At 70.2% G+C, this 15828-nt stretch carries 13 protein-coding genes and 1 pseudogene; 4 read left to right on the top strand and 10 right to left on the bottom strand.

Annotated elements, in window-relative coordinates; translation table 11 throughout:
• Positions 1 to 134: 134 nt before the first annotated feature.
• The 6 genes from GTY58_RS04220 to GTY58_RS04245 form a co-directional block, all read right to left on the bottom strand.
• The gene (locus tag GTY58_RS04220) at positions 135 to 2909 is read right to left on the bottom strand and encodes a SpoIIE family protein phosphatase (protein ID WP_010982224.1); all 2775 of its coding nucleotides are present in this window, start codon (positions 2907 to 2909) and stop codon (positions 135 to 137) included.
• A 389-nt stretch (positions 2910 to 3298) separates the two neighbouring features.
• The gene (locus GTY58_RS04225) at positions 3299 to 3955 is read right to left on the bottom strand and encodes an AAA family ATPase (RefSeq protein WP_010982225.1); all 657 of its coding nucleotides are present in this window, start codon (positions 3953 to 3955) and stop codon (positions 3299 to 3301) included.
• A 391-nt stretch (positions 3956 to 4346) separates the two neighbouring features.
• Positions 4347 to 4820 carry a carboxymuconolactone decarboxylase family protein gene (locus tag GTY58_RS04230; protein WP_010982226.1) on the bottom strand — a complete coding sequence of 158 codons (474 nt, stop codon included), beginning with the start codon at positions 4818 to 4820 and terminating at the stop codon, positions 4347 to 4349.
• 271 nt (positions 4821 to 5091) lie between these two features.
• Positions 5092 to 6531 (bottom strand): gamma-aminobutyraldehyde dehydrogenase, encoded by a 1440-nt coding sequence (locus GTY58_RS04235; RefSeq protein WP_010982227.1) that lies wholly within the window; start codon positions 6529 to 6531, stop codon positions 5092 to 5094.
• Between the two features lie 16 nt (positions 6532 to 6547).
• Positions 6548 to 6949 (bottom strand): nuclear transport factor 2 family protein, encoded by a 402-nt coding sequence (locus tag GTY58_RS04240; protein WP_010982228.1) that lies wholly within the window; start codon positions 6947 to 6949, stop codon positions 6548 to 6550.
• Between the two features lie 78 nt (positions 6950 to 7027).
• Positions 7028 to 8563 (bottom strand): cytosine permease, encoded by a 1536-nt coding sequence (locus tag GTY58_RS04245; RefSeq protein ID WP_010982229.1) that lies wholly within the window; start codon positions 8561 to 8563, stop codon positions 7028 to 7030.
• Between the two features lie 103 nt (positions 8564 to 8666).
• Here GTY58_RS04245 and GTY58_RS04250 point away from each other — a divergent pair, with 103 nt between their 5' ends.
• The 3 genes from GTY58_RS04250 (at position 8667) to GTY58_RS04260 (ending at position 12621) form a co-directional block, all read left to right on the top strand.
• Positions 8667 to 10118, top strand: coding sequence for a PucR family transcriptional regulator (locus GTY58_RS04250; protein WP_037650633.1), 1452 nt, complete (start codon positions 8667 to 8669; stop codon positions 10116 to 10118).
• Between the two features lie 284 nt (positions 10119 to 10402).
• A complete protein-coding gene (locus tag GTY58_RS04255) occupies positions 10403 to 10957 on the top strand; it encodes a DoxX family protein (protein WP_010982231.1) in 555 nt (184 codons plus the stop codon).
• A 260-nt stretch (positions 10958 to 11217) separates the two neighbouring features.
• On the top strand, positions 11218 to 12621 hold the full coding sequence (locus tag GTY58_RS04260; protein WP_010982232.1) for an amino acid permease: 1404 nt from the start codon (positions 11218 to 11220) through the stop codon (positions 12619 to 12621).
• Positions 12622 to 12729: 108 nt separating this feature from the next.
• On the opposite strand, the gene GTY58_RS04265 is transcribed toward GTY58_RS04260, so the two are convergent.
• Both GTY58_RS04265 and GTY58_RS04270 read right to left on the bottom strand, forming a co-directional pair.
• Positions 12730 to 13452, bottom strand: a complete 723-nt coding sequence (locus GTY58_RS04265; protein WP_010982233.1) for a VOC family protein — start codon at positions 13450 to 13452, stop codon at positions 12730 to 12732.
• Between the two features lie 147 nt (positions 13453 to 13599).
• Positions 13600 to 14217 (bottom strand): TOPRIM nucleotidyl transferase/hydrolase domain-containing protein, encoded by a 618-nt coding sequence (locus tag GTY58_RS04270; RefSeq protein ID WP_010982234.1) that lies wholly within the window; start codon positions 14215 to 14217, stop codon positions 13600 to 13602.
• A 168-nt stretch (positions 14218 to 14385) separates the two neighbouring features.
• On the opposite strand from GTY58_RS04270, the pseudogene GTY58_RS04275 reads away from it, so the two are divergent.
• Positions 14386 to 14658: pseudogene (locus tag GTY58_RS04275) on the top strand (transposase); the annotation flags it as partial.
• A 124-nt stretch (positions 14659 to 14782) separates the two neighbouring features.
• On the opposite strand, the gene GTY58_RS04280 reads toward GTY58_RS04275, so the two are convergent.
• Positions 14783 to 15274 carry a hypothetical protein gene (locus GTY58_RS04280; RefSeq protein ID WP_137865319.1) on the bottom strand — a complete coding sequence of 164 codons (492 nt, stop codon included), beginning with the start codon at positions 15272 to 15274 and terminating at the stop codon, positions 14783 to 14785.
• Entirely contained in the window at positions 15177 to 15767 is a 591-nt protein-coding gene (locus GTY58_RS04285; protein WP_010982236.1) for an MFS transporter, read from the bottom strand. Before GTY58_RS04285 ends, GTY58_RS04280 begins: the two co-directional genes overlap by 98 nt.
• Positions 15768 to 15828 lie beyond the last annotated feature (61 nt).

Consider the following 15828-nt stretch of genomic DNA (forward strand, 5'->3'; position numbering starts at 1 on the left):
AACCCGCCTCGAAGGCACATCCCGGCACATCCAAACCGACAAACCGCCCACCCATACTCAAATACTATCCAGCCACCCTCGCAGCCGCCCCACCAAGATCCCCCCCTGCCCCCACCACCCACTCCGGGCCGTGGCTAGGCCGAGCCGTCTTCACGCCAGGCTTCCGGGCCGGCTGCCCCTTCGCCCGAGAGGGCCGCGTCCGTAGCAGCCGACGCCACGCCAGGCTCCTCGATGACCTCCGGCAGCGCCTGTTCGGCCCAGATCACCTTGCCCTGGGGGGTGTACCGGGTGCCCCAGCGCTCGGACATCTGCGACACCAGAAACAGGCCCCGACCTCCCTCGTCCATCGTCGCGGCGTACCGCAGATGCGGCGATGTGCTGCTGCCGTCGGCAACCTCGCAGGTCAGCGTACGGTCACGGATCAGCCGCACATGGATCGGCTCGGAACCGTAGCGGATGGCGTTGGTGATGAGCTCGCTCAGGACGAGCTCCATGCTGAAGCCGAGCTCGGACAGGCCCCACTCGTCGAGCTTTTGGGACATGGCGTCGCGCATCCCCGCGACGGCGGCCGGGTCGAGCGGCACATCCCAGTCGGCGATCCGGTCGGCCGGCAGGCCCCGGGTGCGGGCGATGACGAGGGCGACGTCATCCTTGGGGCGCCCGGGCAGCAGCTCGTCCAGCACAGCCTGGCAGCTCTCCTCGGGCGGCCGGTCAGGGTGACCCGCCAGCGCATCGCGCAGCAGTTCCATTCCCACGTCCAGGTCGCGCTTGCGGTCCTCGATGAGGCCGTCGGTGTAGAGGACCAGCTCGGCGCCCTCCGGGAGGTCCAGCTCGGCGGTCAGGAACGGCATGCCACCGAGGCCGAGGGGAGGCCCGGTCGGCAGGTCCACGAAGGTGACGGTGCCGTCGGGGTGGACGAGCGCGGGCGGCAGGTGCCCCGCACTCGCCATGACGCAGCGGCGCGTCACGGGGTCGTAGATCGTATACAGGCAGGTGGCGCCCACGACACCCGCGGCACTCTCCGTACCCGCCTCGTCCTGGTCGATGCGGCCGACCAGGTCGTCCACATGGCTCAGCAGCTCGTCAGGGGGAAGATCGAGTGTGGAGAAGTTGTGCACCGCGGTCCTCAGCCGCCCCATCGTGGCGGCTGCGTGGAGGCCGTGGCCGACCACATCGCCGACGGCCAGCGCCACCCGACTCCCCGGCAGGGGAATCACATCGAACCAGTCTCCGCTCACGCCCGACTGGGCGGGGAGGTAGCGGTAGCCGACGTCGAGGGCGCTCACCTCGGGCAGGGCCCTGGGCAGCAAGCTGCGCTGAAGGGTGACCGCCAGGGCGTGTTCACGGGTATAGCGGCGAGCGTTGTCGATGCTGACCGCGGCGCGGGCCACCAGCTCCTCCGCCAGCGACATCTCCTCCTCGACGAAGGGCTCGTGCTGCTTGGAGCGCCAGAAGTTGGCCATGCCCAGCACGACGCCGCGGGCCTGGATCGGGGCGGCGATGAGGGAATGGATGCCGTAGTCGATGATCGCCTTGGTGCGCTCCGGGTCCTGCGCGTGCCAGCCCGTGGCGGTCGACAGGTCGGTCACCAACTCGGAGTAGCCACTGCCGTAGCCGCGCGCCTGGGGCGTGGAAGGCAGAAAGTCGATCAGCTGACCCAGTTCGTAGAGCGGATGGTCGTCCCGGATACCGCACACGGCCGTGCGGCGGAGGTCCGTTGCCGTGGGGGCCGGCTCCTCGCCGTGCAGCACGGCGTCGGCCAGGTCCACGGTGACGAAGTCGGCGAAGCGAGGAACGGCGACCTGTGCCAGCTCGTCGGCGGTGCGCAGCACGTCCAGGGTGGTGCCGATGCCGAGTCCGGCGTCGTACAGCAGCTTGAGCCGCTCCCCTGCGATCTCCGCCCTTCCGGTCACCGCCTGCAACTCGGTGGAGTCGCGCAGTGTCACCACCGTCCCCTTGGGGCCTCCGTCGCGATCCGTGGGCCGCTGGTTGACGGCCAGCAGCCGTTCTCCGACAAAGTGCACCTCGTCGGTGGCTTCGCGGCCCGAGACGAGCAGCGCCAATGTGTCGGGGTCGAGGCTCGACAGCTCCGACACGAGCCGTCCCTCGACGTCCGGGGGCAGCTCCAGCAGCCGTCTGGCCTCGTCGTTCGCCAGCACCAGCCGCCCGTCGCCGGCGACGATGACCACCCCTTCGCGCACGGAGTGCAGCACCGCGTCGTGGTGCTCGTACATGCGGGCCATCTCGTCCGGGGCCAGGCTGTGAGTCTGCCGTCGCAGCCGCCTGCCCATCAGCGCTGTCCCGCCGGTGGCCACCGCGAGCGCCCCGGCTCCGGCACCCAGGATGATCGGTAGTTGCCGGGCCACCTGATTGGTCACGCTCTTGACCTTCAGCCCGGCGGAGACGAGGCCCACCACCTTGCCGTTGGTGTTCTCGACAGGGACGGTGGCCTGTACCTCGCGGCCGAGCGGGCCGTTGACGCTTTCCGTGTAGACCTTCCCCTCCAGCGACGGCCCGATGTTGCCCACGAACCGCTTTCCGATTCGGCTCGGCACGGGGTGCGTGTAGCGGATGCCCTTGGTGTCCATGACCACGATGAAGTCGACGCCGGCGGCCTTGCGCCCCGCCTCCGTGAGCGGCTGGAGAATCTTGGTCGGGTCGGGGCTCTGCAACGCCGCCAGGACACCGGGAGAGTGCGCGAAGGTCTGCGCTACGGCTACGGAGCGGCGCTTGGCCTCGGCATCTGTGTCCCGCTTCGACTGCAGGGCGACGGCCAACACGCCGCAGGCCACGAGCAGCACTACCAGAGCCACCTGGAGGACCAACACCTGCCCGGCTACGCTGCGCGGGCTCCTGCTGACCAGTGACCGTGACGAAAGACGTCGAAAACGGGCGAAACGGCTCGCCATGCGACCTTTCTAGCACTGGTGATCCCGAGTGGCCAGGGCCCGCCCGAGGAGTGACACTCACCTGGCTGCTCTCCTGCCCCGTTAAGCCACACCAGACTCGATGGCCCGCACGGCCACAGCGACACCGACTGCACCGGCGGCCACAGCAAGTCGGAGCAGGTCGGGAGCCGCCGCGGGGCGCGGCGTGTGCCCACGTTGCCGCGCTCAGATCACCCCGCCCAGCGCGGCTGTCGCGAGGCGCTGCGCAAGCGTGGCGCCGACGCAAGTGAAGCCGTCAACTACTCAGGCATTTACTGAAGGGATGTCCGCCGGTCCCGACTCATGAATCTCCCCGGACCGTCCTCGGCACAGGAACAGCAGAGATCGCCGAGTCTGCCCCGCCGCACCCGTCAGTCGGGGCCGGCTTCTGCGGGCGTGTGCGCGGTGGGGCGGTGCGGCCTCCGCAATGTCCGCCGGAGCGTTTCGAAGGCGGTGGGGCGTGGCCGGTCCGGCAGAAAGTCACGGATGCGAAGGGCGCATTCCGCCGGGGTGTGGAGGCTGCTGTCGATGTCGAGGTCATGCAGCTCGTGGGAGTGCACCGCGCCGTACTGCATCGCGGCCAGTCCCGGCTGCCGGTCACCGCGCTCGCTCTCGCGGCGCTCCAGCTCGGGCAGCGGACAGCGGACCCCGACCAGGACTGTGTCTTCGGGTACGAGCAAGTCGAGGAGGTCCAGCAGTCTCCAGCGTCGGCTGAGCGGATAGTCGACGACGAGGTTGTTGCCGCCCGCGGCCATACCGGCGACCGCGCGGTGAAACCCCTTGGCGGTGCGGTCGATCTCAGGCTGGAGTTCCTCATCGGATATGTCGCGTTTGCAGCGCATGGCGTGGAACGCGTCCACTGGCATGTGGAACCACGTCCCGTCCAGGATGTCGAGGAGTGCGCGGGCCATGCTGGTCTTGCCGGAGCTGGACGTGCCGTTGAGCAAGATGACCATGCCTGCGGCTGTGGTGTCGGGGATCCTCGCGTGGACCAGGTCCGCGGTGCCCGGAACCGCCTCGATCGCCATGGTGCCTTCCTTCCGCCTGTCCCCCAGCGCAAGGCTTGAGCCGGGTGTGCCACCGTCCCGATCATCGCAGGCGCCCTGTCCGTCGCGTTCCATGTCACGGCTACGGCGACGGGCGCGGGCATCGGGCATCGGGCAGGCCAGCTGGTCGGCCCGCAGAGGATGTGCCCCCGTTCGCGTTCGAACGCGGCACCAGGGTGCTGCCGACGCACGCCTCCCGCCTGTGGCCCGTCGCCGTCCATGTGGCCCATCGCCCCAGGCCACCCGACTCGCGTGGATCGGTCGGACCGTCGGGCGTACCAGCGCAATGCCCCGGGCTCCGGCGAGGGGTGCCCGGGGCTGGTGCTGTTGCTGGTGCGGGAGGGCACCGGCGGTCCCGGCCAGGTACTCCTCGTTATCCGAACTGGCCGGGCTGGTAGTCGCCGGCGGGCTGCTGGACGATGACGTTCACGCGGTTGTAGGCGTTGATGAGGGCGATGAGGGACACCAGGGCGGCGAGCTGGTCCTCGTCGTAGTGCTTGGCGGCATTCGCCCAAGCCTCGTCCGTGACACCGCCGGCCGCGTCGGCGATGCGGGTGCCCTGCTCCGTCAGCTCCAGGGCAGCGCGCTCGGCGTCGGTGAACACCGTGGCCTCCCGCCAGGCCGCGATCAGGTTGAGGCGCGTCGAGGTCTCCCCGGCGTGCGTGGCGTCTTTGGTGTGCATGTCGGTGCAGAAACCGCAGCCATTGATCTGACTGGCGCGGATCTTCACCAGTTCCTGCGTCGCGGCCGGCAGCGTCGAGTCCGAGACCGCCTTGCCTGCCGAGTTGATGTACCTCAGGAACTTGGCTCCGACCGGGTTGCCGAAGAGGTTCAAGCGAGCGTCCATGATGAACTCCTATGCCTTGCTGGTGGTTACACCTCCCTGACGGAACAGCTCGGCAAGATGTGACAGGAACGCAGGAACGAACGAATGTGACGTGCGTCTCCCCTCCCGCACAGCGGCAACGGCAGCGGCGGCGGCGACAGCTCCCGTGGTGCACCGTTCACGTTGCGGTGCAGAAGGCGCGCGGGGGACGTGGGGCGGCGTACCGGACGCCGCCGTGGAACCCGTCGCCCGCCCCGGCGCGGGGCCGGGGCGGGCGACGGGTTCCCGGATGTCAGAGCGATGTCATGACGTGCTTGATCCGGGTGTAGTCCTCGAAGCCGTACGCGGAGAGGTCCTTGCCGTAGCCGGACTTCTTGAACCCGCCGTGCGGCATCTCGGCGACGAGTGCCATGTGGGTGTTGATCCATACGCAGCCGAAGTCGAGGTTCTTCGACATCCGCATCGCCCGTGCGTGGTCCTTGGTCCACACCGAGGAGGCCAGTGCGTAGTCGACGCCGTTGGCGTACTGCACGGCCTGGGCCTCGTCCGTGAACGACTGGACGGTCATGACCGGGCCGAAGACCTCGTTCTGGACGATCTCGTCGTCCTGCCGCAGGCCGGAGACCACGGTCGGGGCGTAGAAGTAGCCCTTCTCGCCGACCCGGTGGCCGCCCGCCTCGATCGTCGCGTGCTCGGGTAGGCGCTCGATGAAGCCGCTGACCTGGGCGAGCTGGCCCGCGTTGTTGAGCGGTCCGTACAGCACGTCCTCGTCGTCCGGCTGCCCGGTCTTCGTGTCGGCCGCGGCCTTGGCGAGGGCGGCGACGAACTCGTCGTGGACCGACTCGTGGACCAGGACGCGGGTCGCCGCCGTGCAGTCCTGACCGGCGTTGAAGAAGCCGCCGACCACGAGGTCCTCGACCGCCTTCGCCAGGTCGGCGTCCTCGAAGACCACCGCCGGGGCCTTGCCGCCGAGCTCCAGGTGGACCCGCTTGACGTCCTTGGCCGCGCTCTGGGCGACCTGGATGCCGGCGCGTACCGAACCGGTGATGGAGGCCATCGCCGGGGTCGGGTGCTCCACCATCAGGCGGCCGGTCTCACGGTCGCCGCAGACCACGTTGAAGATTCCGCGGGGCAGGCCCAGCTCCTCCAGGACACCGCCGATGATCTCGGCGATCAGCACGGTGGAGGCCGGGGTGGTGTCCGAGGGCTTGAGGACCACCGCGTTGCCCGCCGCGAGCGCCGGGGCGAACTTCCACACCGCCATCAGCAGGGGGTAGTTCCACGGCGCGACCTGTGCGCACACCCCGACCGGTTCGCGGCGGATGATCGAGGTCATGCCCTCCATGTACTCGCCGGCCGATCGGCCTTCGAGCATCCGCGCCGCGCCCGCGAAGAAGCGGACCTGGTCGATGGCGGGGGCGAGTTCCTCGCTGCGGGTGAGGTGGAGCGGCTTGCCGGTGTCGCGGCTCTCCGCGGCGACCAGCTCGTCGGCCCGTGCCTCCATGGCGTCGGCGATCTTCAGCAGCGTGCGCTGCCGCACGGAGGGCGTGGCGTCGCGCCAGACGGGGAACGCCGCGGCGGCGGCCGCCATCGCCGCGTCGACGTCCGCCGCCCCGGAGAGCGGGGAGGTCGCGTAGACGTCACCGGTGGTGGGGTCCACCACATCGAGCGTGCGGCCGTCCGAGGCGTCCGCGAATGCACCGTCGATGTAGTTGCGGAACGTGCTGCTCATGGAACGTCTCTCCTGGTCAGGCGGCGGTACGGGCGGACAGGTGCTCGTGGACTGCGGTCCAGCGGCCGTCGTCGGCGCGGGCGAAGACGATGGTCTCCCGCTCGTGGACCGTCTCCTCGCCGGCGTCGGTGGCGACCCGGGTCTCCACGTCGTGGCTGAAGACGGCCGTGTCGCCGAAGTGCTGGATCAGCTGTGCGGACGAGGTGCAGCCGAGGATGCGGAAGCCGTCCTGCTCCACCCACTGCTGCCAGAGCGCGCGGTACTCGGCCGTGGAGCCGAGGCGCTCCGGGGTGGTGTGGAAGACGAAGGTCGCGTCCGGGGCGAAGGCGCCGAAGTAGTCGTCGAGGCGGCCCTCGGCGAAGGCGGCGACGAGCGCGTCCGCGGCGTCCTGGATTTCCCGGACGGTGGTGGTGCTCATGCACAGCTCCTGGTCACGGGCGTTCGACGGGCGGGGCCGGAACGCCCGGCGTTCGGTTGCGGGGGTGTCGGCGAGGGCTCAGTGGGCCGCGGCGGGCTCGGTGACGGGCTCCTCGGTGCCACCGGTGATCGGCGGCACCGCGGCGTCCGACGCCCGGACGAAGCGGGGGCCGGCCGGTCCGTACACGGCGCGCGGCTCGGGGAACAGGGCGAGCAGGGCGAGGTAGAGCACGGTCGCGAGGGCGAGGCCGACCGGCAGCGAGATGTCCGCGCCGTTCGCGAGGTTGCCGAGCGGGCCGACGAACTGGCCGGGCAGGTTGGTGAAGAGGAGCGCCACGACGGCGGAGACGAGCCAGGTGGACATGCCGCGCCAGTTCCAGCCGTGCGTGAACCAGTAGCGGCCGCCGCGCTGGCGGCGGTTGAAGACCTGCAGCGCCTCCGCGTCGTACCAGCCGCGCCGGGTGACATAGCCGAGCGCCATGACGATCATCCACGGTGCGGTGCAGGTGATGATCAGCGTGGCGAAGGTGGAGATGGACTGCGCGAGGTTCAGCGCGAAGCGGCCGACGAAGATGAACGCGATGGACAGGGCGCCGATGAAGAAGGTGGCCTGGACGCGGCTGAAGCGCGTGAAGACGCTGGAGAAGTCGAGACCCGTGCCGTACAGGGCCGTCGTGCCGGTGGAGAGGCCGCCGATCAGGGCGATCAGACAGAGCGGCAGGAAGTACCAGCCGGGCGAGATCGCGAGGAGTCCGCCCACGTAGTTGGGGGCGGCCGGGTCGACGTACTTCGCGGCCTTCGACGCGATGATCGACGCGGTGGCCAGGCCGAAGAGGAACGGCAGCAGGGTGGCGATCTGGGCGAGGAACGCGGCTCCCATCACCCGGCGGCGCGGGGACCCGGCCGGAATGTAGCGGGACCAGTCACCGAGGAACGCGCCGAAGGAGACCGGGTTGGAGAGCACGATCAGCGCGGCGCCGATGAACGACGGCCAGAACAGCGGGTCGGCGGTGGAGGCGAAGGCTCCCGCGTAACCGGGGTCGAAGTCGCCCGCGAAGGCGAAGGCACCGAGCACGAAGAGGGCCGACGCCGCCAGCACCGCGATCTTGTTGACCAGCAGCATGAACCGGAAACCGTAGATGCAGACGGCCAGTACGAGCCCGGCGAAGATCGCGTACGCGATGCCGTAGGTGACGTCCGACTCGGGGACGTCGACGAGCCGGTGTGCGCCGCCGACGAGCGCGTCGCCCGAGGACCACACCGAGATCGAGAAGAACGCGATGGCGGTGAGCAGGGAGAGGAACGAGCCGACGACCCGGCCGTGCACGCCCAGGTGCGCGGAGGAGGAGACGGCGTTGTTCGTACCGTTGGCGGGGCCGAACAGGGCCATCGGGGCCAGCAGCAGCGCACCCGCGACGAGGCCGAGGACGGTCGCCGCGAGTCCCTGCCAGAAGGAGAGGCCGAAGAGGATCGGGAAGGCGCCCAGCACACAGGTCGCGAAGGTGTTGGCGCCGCCGAAGGCGAGGCGGAACAGATCGATCGGGCGGGCCGTGCGGTCCTCGTCCGGGATCCGCTCGACACCATAGGTCTCGATTTCGGTGATCGAGGTCGTCACGGGCGCTCCACCTTCCGTTCATGCATGGGCACGGTTCCACAGTGTGTGGCCCTCGCATGTCCAGCGACAATTGTGCCAATCACAGAGCCGTACGCTGTCTTATGTGGCCAGAAACAAACTCACTGTCGAAGATCTGCTCTCCTTCCCGGCACTCCAGCTCTCCGTGAAGGCCGGCAGCGACGGTCTGGGCCGGTCCGTGTCCTGGGCGCACGCCAGCGAGCTCGCCGATCCGACGCCCTGGCTCCTGGGCGCCGAGGTGATCATGACGACAGGTCTGGCGGTCCCCCGTACCGCGGCCGGACAGCGCGCCTATCTGGAGCGGCTGGACGACGCCGGCGTATCCGCTCTCGCGCTCTCCGCGCAGCTGCACATGCCCCCGCTCCACGACGCGTTCTTCCGGGCGGCGGAGGAGCGGGGCTTCCCGGTCCTCGAAGTGCCGCTCGCCGTCCCGTTCATCGCTGTCGCCCAGGAGGTCGCGGCCTCGGTCCAGGAGGACGCCCGGCACCGGCTGGGCGCGCAGCTCCAGGTCTTCGGCTCGCTGCGCTGGCTGGTCGCCGAGAACCTCGACACGCCCGCACTTCTGCGCCGCCTCGAAGCCCTGTCGGGTTACGACGTCTACCTCTGCACACCGCAGGGACGCCCGCTCCTGCCCGGCGTTCCCACACCGGATCCCGGTGTCCTGCCCGCTTCCGTCGACGCTCCGCCGACCGTCCCCGGCGGATTCGTCCTCCCGGTGCCCGCGCCCGGCGGCCCCGCGGGCTTTCTCGTCGCGTACGAGCGTCAGGGCGCCCAGCCCGCGGGGCTCGCCGTCGTCCAGCACATCGCCACCGTGGCGGCGCTGCGGCTGGCGATGGTGCGCAACGAGCGCGAGACGCTGCGCCGCGAGGGCGCGGAGACGCTGGCCGAGCTGTTGCAGGAGGTGCTCGACCCGGAGACGGCGCGCCGCCGGCTCGCCCGGCACGCGATCGAGGGCGACACCGTGCTCCTCGTGGTGCGCCACACCACCGACGAGGCGCTGCTGCGCTGTCTGGAGGACCATCCCCATCTGCTGCTCACCTGGGGCGAGGACCGCTACGTCCTGGGGGCGCCGGAGCTGGCGGTGGCCGTCGGTGAGCTGCCGGTCGTGGCAGCCGGGATGAGCCGCCCCTTCCTGCCGGGCGCCGCACTGAAGGTCGCCCAGCGCGAGGCACTCTGGGCGGTCTCCAAGGCCGTGGAGTCGGGCCGTCCCGTCGTCCGGTACGGCGACGACTCGACGGGCCGGTGGCTGCCCGACGACCCCGCTGTCCTGACCGCACTGGTCGAGCATGTGCTCGGCGAGGTCCTGCGCTACGACGAGACCCACGACTCGCAGTTGCTGGTCTCCGCCCGCACCTGGATGGAGCGCGACCGCCGTACCGAGACGGCCGCGGCGGCGCTCCACATCCACCCGAACACCCTCGCCTACCGGCTGCGCCGCTTCGGCACGCTCGCCCACCGTGACCTGACGTCGACGGGGGCCCTGGCCGAGGTCTGGCTGGCGATCCAGGCAGCGGGGGCGCTGGGCCTCACCGACTAGGACGGCGCCCTACCCCTACATGGGGATATGCGGAAAATGGATCACTATCCCGGTTTGCCCCTTTTCTGGCCCGGCAAAAGAGAGAATCATCGCCCTTGAGCGGGCCGAAGGCCGGCCCCCCGCATCAAGAGGAGAATCCGCGCACCTCGCCCCCCAGAGCCTGACCGCGTGTACCCCAACCCGCCACTTTCCGGCGCGCGGCAGGTCATCGTTGGCACCGCGCCCTGGTCGCGGGCGGAGCCCACGACACCGACCGGGCATTCGGTGCAGAAAGCGAACCCATCATGCGAGTGACCGCTCAGCGACTCCGGGCCACTTCCGGTCCACGTGATACGGCTACCACCCCGACATCCTTTTCCGCCGCCGACGCCGGCATCCTTCTGCTCCGACTCGCCGTGGGTCTGCTGCTGGCCGGCCATGGCGCCCAGAAACTCTTCGGAATCTTCGGCGGCCCAGGGCTCAGCGCGACCGGCAAGGGTTTCGCGGACATGGGCTACCGTCCCGGGGACTTCTTCGCCGGCCTCGCCGGCGCTTCGGAGTTCCTCGGCGGCCTCGGTCTGGCCGTCGGCCTGCTCACGCCGCTGGCCGCGGCGGCCGTGGTCGGAGTGATGATCAACGCCATGGCCACGACGGCACCAAAGGGCCTGTGGGCAGAGAAGGGCGGCTTGGAGTATCCGCTGTGCCTGGCGGTGGCCGCCATCGCCATCGCCGCCGTGGGCCCCGGCCTCCTGTCGCTCGACCGCCCGTTCCGCTGGCGCCACGGAGGATGGGGGCCGGCCGCCGTGGCCCTGTTCCTCGGCGGCATAGGCGCCGCCATCGTGCTGGCCTTGAAGGCGTGAGCACCTGCCCCCCAGCGCGGGCGCCGTACAGGTGCGGTACGGCCGGCGTCTGCGTGCCGCCCCCCATCCACCGCTACGGCTAACCCCAGGCGCCGCTGAACGATTCCCGGCTCAAGGCCCGCGGCGGCGCACCTTTTACGGTGCTGGGCGGGGCTATACAGGACGAAAGTGTGCGATTTGGAGTCGCGGCGGACCATGCCCGACCATGGGCCCCGTCCCGGCGGTCCCGGGCATCAGTTCGATGAGAGGCGCACGACCCCATGCACGTCACCGGAACCGTCCCACAGTCGGCTCCGGCCCCCCAGGAGACCGTCGCGGCCCCCACACCGGCCGAAGACTCCACCGGCGCCACTAGCAGGCACACCCGCCGCTTCGGGCTACCCGTCGCCACCGCCCTGGTCATGGGCAACATCATCGGCGGCGGAATCTTCCTGCTCCCGGCCTCCGTCGCACCGTACGGCACGGTCAGCCTGGTCGCCTTCGGCGTCCTGACCGTCGGCGCCATCGCCCTCGCTCTGGTCTTCGGCCGGCTCGCCGAACGTGACCCGCGCACCGGCGGGCCCTACGTCTACGCCCGCGAGGCCTTCGGTGACTTCGCCGGCTTCCTCGCCGCCTGGGCGTACTGGATCACCACCTGGGTGTCGAACGCGGCGCTCGCCGTCGCCGCCGTCGGCTACCTCGACGTGCTGATCCCGGTGAACGACCACCGCTGGACCGCCTGCCTGGCCGCGCTCACCCTGCAGTGGCTGCCCGCGCTCGCCAACTTCGCGGGCACCCGCTACGTGGGCGCCGTCCAGATCGTCTCCACCGTGCTGAAGTTCGTGCCGCTGCTGCTCGTCGCGGTCGGCGGGCTGTTCTTCTTCGACCCGGACAACCTCGGCCCGTTCCACGCGAGCGGCGGCAGCGTGCCCGGCGCGGTGTCCGCCTGTGCCGCGCTCCTGCTCTTCTCCTACCTCGGCGTGGAGTCCGCCGCCGTCAGCGCGGGAGAGGTCAAGAACGCCCGGCGCAATGTGGGACGAGCCACCATCATCGGCACCACGGGCGCGGCGCTCGTCTATCTGCTGGGCACGCTGTCCGTCTTCGGCACGGTCGCGCACGACCGCCTGGTGCAGTCCACCGCGCCCTTCTCGGACGCCGTGAACGCCATGTTCGGCGGCACCTGGGGCGGCTGGGCCGTAGCGCTCGCCGCGCTCGTGTCGATGACCGGCTGCCTCAACGGCTGGACGCTGCTGAGCGCCCAGACCCCGTACGCGGCGGCGCGGGACGGCTTGTTCCCCGCCGCCTTCGCGCGACGGCGGCGGGGCGTACCGACCGTCGGCGTCGGCGTCACCGTCGTCCTCGCCTCGCTGCTCACCGTCTACAACTACACGTCGGGCTCGGCCAAGGTCTTCGAGATCCTGGTCCTCGTCACCACGTTCACCGCGACCGTGCCGTACCTGCTGGCCACCGCCGCGCAGATCTTCCACCTCCTCTCGGGGCGGCGGGAGCTGGTCGACCGGACGCGGCTGGTACGGGACGCCGTGGTCACGGCGGTCGCGGCCGCCTTCTCGATGTGGCTCGTCGCGGGCGCCGGGTACGCGGCGGTGTACCAGGGCGTGCTGTTCCTGTTCGCGGGGGTCATCGTTTACGCGGTACTGGCGGCCCGGCGGCAGAGGGCGGCCTGATCCGACGGCGGCCGGAGCCGCCGTCGGTGCGCGGCGCTTCCGCTGCGCTCACGCCACCGTGAGGAGCGTCGCCGTGAGGAGCGTCGCCGGCCACCCAGGTCGGTCGCGTTATCGGGGCGTCGACACACAGAACTCATGGCCGTCGGGATCGGCCATCACCACCCAGCTGACCTCGCCCTGACCGATGTCGATTCGAGTCGCCCCGAGGGAGACGAGACGGTCGACCTCCGCTTGCTGATCACCCTGGACAGGTGGAGCGAGGTCGAAATGCAGCCGGCTCTTCCCGGTCTTCGGCATCAGTGGCGGGCCGCCCCACGTGATCTTCGGACCGCCGTGCGGCGAGCGGATCGCGGTCTCCTGGTCCTGGTCCCAGACCAGCGGCCAGCCCAGCGCTTGGCTCCAGAAGTACCCGGCGTCCTGCGAACCGTCGCACGCAAGCGCTCCGATGAATCCGCAGTCAGCAAGGAAGTTGTTGCCCGGCTCGATGACGCAGAACTCATTGCCTTCGGGGTCGGCGAGCACCACATGACCCTCCTCCGGGCGTTGGCCGATGTCGATGTGCCGGGCGCCGAGTCCGAGCGACCTCTCCACAACCTGCTGCTGGTCATCAAGGGACGTGCTCGTCAGATCGAAGTGCATCTGGTTCTGGCCTGTCTTCTGCTCCCGGGTCGAAAGAAACCGGATCCGGAACCCAGTGTCGTCGCTCGGCAGGAGCGCGATGCCGTCGTAGGAGTCGTCGGCCATCTCCCAGCCCAGGACGCCCGCCCAGAAGCGCGCGAGACGGAGCGGGTCGTTCGCATCGAAGCAGAGCGCGTGGAGGTGGGAAGTCATCCCTCGGCATCTCCGATCTACTGACTGACAGCAAGAAGGCTTTCATCCAGGTCGTGGCTGGAGCCTGCCCAGACGGCGCCACCCGGTCAACTCATTAACAATCCGCGCTCAACCGCTGACGTCACAACATCGCCCTCGTCCACCAAGTCACAGGCTCGCGAGGAGATCGTCGAGCGGGGCCGGTACCTGTTCGGGGTCGAGGGCCTCGACGAGGAGGCGGCCGTAGCGGATCTTGCGGCCTCTCTTCGTGCCGAGGAAGCGCCGCAACTGCTGCTGCCGGGGCCGACCGTGGTGTGCGGGCTGGCGCATGAAGGTCTGCCAGGAACGAAAGTCGCCCTCGGCCCGGAGGATCTCCTCGACCCTTGCCGTGCCCAGCGCGCGGATGAGCTCGTCCTCCAGGTCCGTCACGCACACGAAGAAGCCCCGGCGCGGCGCCCGTGCCCGCTTCAGGCCCCGGTCGTAGAAGCGCTGTTCGCCCTCGTCGCACAGTCCTGTCAGGCGCAGGCCGAGGCCGGGCGGACCGAGGAGGCCGGCGTAGCGGCCGACGCTCATCGCCCCGCCCATCGGCACGACGCACACCCCTTCGGCGGCCAGGTCCCGGCCACGCCGGGCGGCCAGCGCCTCAACGGCCGCGAGGTCACTCAGTCCTTCCAGCAGCACCGCCGTCCGCACGCCCAGCCGCACAGCCAGATCACTCGCCGGCCCCTCGGGACCGCCGGTCGCCCAGCCACTGACCGCGTCCCGGAACGCCCGCATCTCCGCCATGGAGCGAGTCTGCACCTCCACCGACGACACGGCACGGGATTATTCGACGGCCCCCGCTCGACACGACCCGCGCCCTCGTCACCGGGGCAGCCATCACCCTGGAAATCCGTCACTAACAACAGAGATCAACACGGTCGACCTTTGAACACCAGGTGCGGAAAGAGTGTTTTGCCCCCCCTTGCCCCTGCGTTCCGCCCGCCAGGCGGTCAGGGCGGCCTCGATATCGGTCGTCCGCCGCAGCACGACCCGCGCGGGCTCATGGACGCCATCCTGTATGTCGACCGGACCGGGATCCCCTGGCGCCACCTGCCGCGCGACTTCGCGCCGCGGGAAACCGTCTACGGGCACTTCGCCGCCTGGCAAAAGGACGGCATCTTCAACCAACTGAACGGTCCTCTAAGCCAGTTGGAGCGGGAGGCCGCAGGCCGGGACGTCGAGCCCCAATTCCGTGCCCCCCAATTCCGTGCCCCTGGTTCCGTACCCCCTGGTTCCATGCGGTCTGCTGCCGAGATGAACGAGCAGATCCGGGCACCCTGGCTGCGCGCGGGCGGAACCCGCCGTGCGGTCAGGCGATGGCGTGACTGAGCCAGAGATCCAGTAGCGGGCGGCTGCCCAGGACCGTCATGCGCGGCTTCTCCGGCCGCAGCCGGCCCTTGACCACCAGCAGCAGGTCCGAGGGCGCGGCGACCACGGTGGCATCGGCCACGCTGGTGGTCGGGAGATTCCGGGTGACCTGCACGCCGTCCGGCGCACAGGTGATCAGCCAACTGGAGAACCCGCCCGCCGGCTCCTCCGCCGACCGGAAGCACAGCGTCTGGCCTCCGCGCGGCACCTCGGAGAACAGCGGGGAAAGGAACTTCCTGGCATCGGGATCCCCACAGGCGCTCAGGAAGGCGTCCACGAGGTGCAAGGCGACTTCCGTGTCCAGCTCGAACGGCAGGCCGGCCATCAGGAAGACGTCACCCCGGTGTACGGCCGCCTCGAAGAGCGCCCAGCGCGACCAGAACTCCTTGTTCTGCTTTCCGCGCGGCGCCCAGACCGGCACGTCGAGGTCCACCCCCTCGAGCGCCCCGACCAGCCGGTCCGCCGGCATGGAAGAGCCAGGTCTGCAGCGCGACCGGCACTGCGCCGTAGGCCAGGCCCCACAGGGCGAGGACGAGGAACGCCCCGACTGTCCACGTCCCGAAGAGGGGCATGAGCAGTTGCGACACGGCGAGGAGCGCCAGCACGGCCGGCACCGTGGGCCGCAATGCCTTGGTGAGCGCCGACGCGGCGGCGAAATTGCCCAGGATTCCGGCTGCGGCGAAGACCAGCAGCAGCGTGCTGATCAGGGTGGGGCCGGCTCCGGTCTGCTGCTGCAGGAAGGGCGCCACGAAGGTGTAAGCGGCGAACTGCGCCGTGATGGTCAGCAAGGTCATCACGAGCGCGACGCGCGCACGGCCGCTCTTGAGCAGGACGCCCAGGGAGCGCAGGGTGACGGCCTTGGTGACCGGGAGGCGGGGCAGGAAGAGTGCCTGGAGGATCACCGGGATCAGGCCGAGCCCGGCCACGATGAAGAAGGCCGCGCCAGCCGAACTGGTGGCCCAGGAGCGGGCCCGCGGGTACGCCCAC

The organism is Streptomyces sp. SID5469 (assembly GCF_009862865.1).
In the GTDB taxonomy this organism is placed as follows: Bacteria; Actinomycetota; Actinomycetes; order Streptomycetales; family Streptomycetaceae; genus Streptomyces; species Streptomyces avermitilis.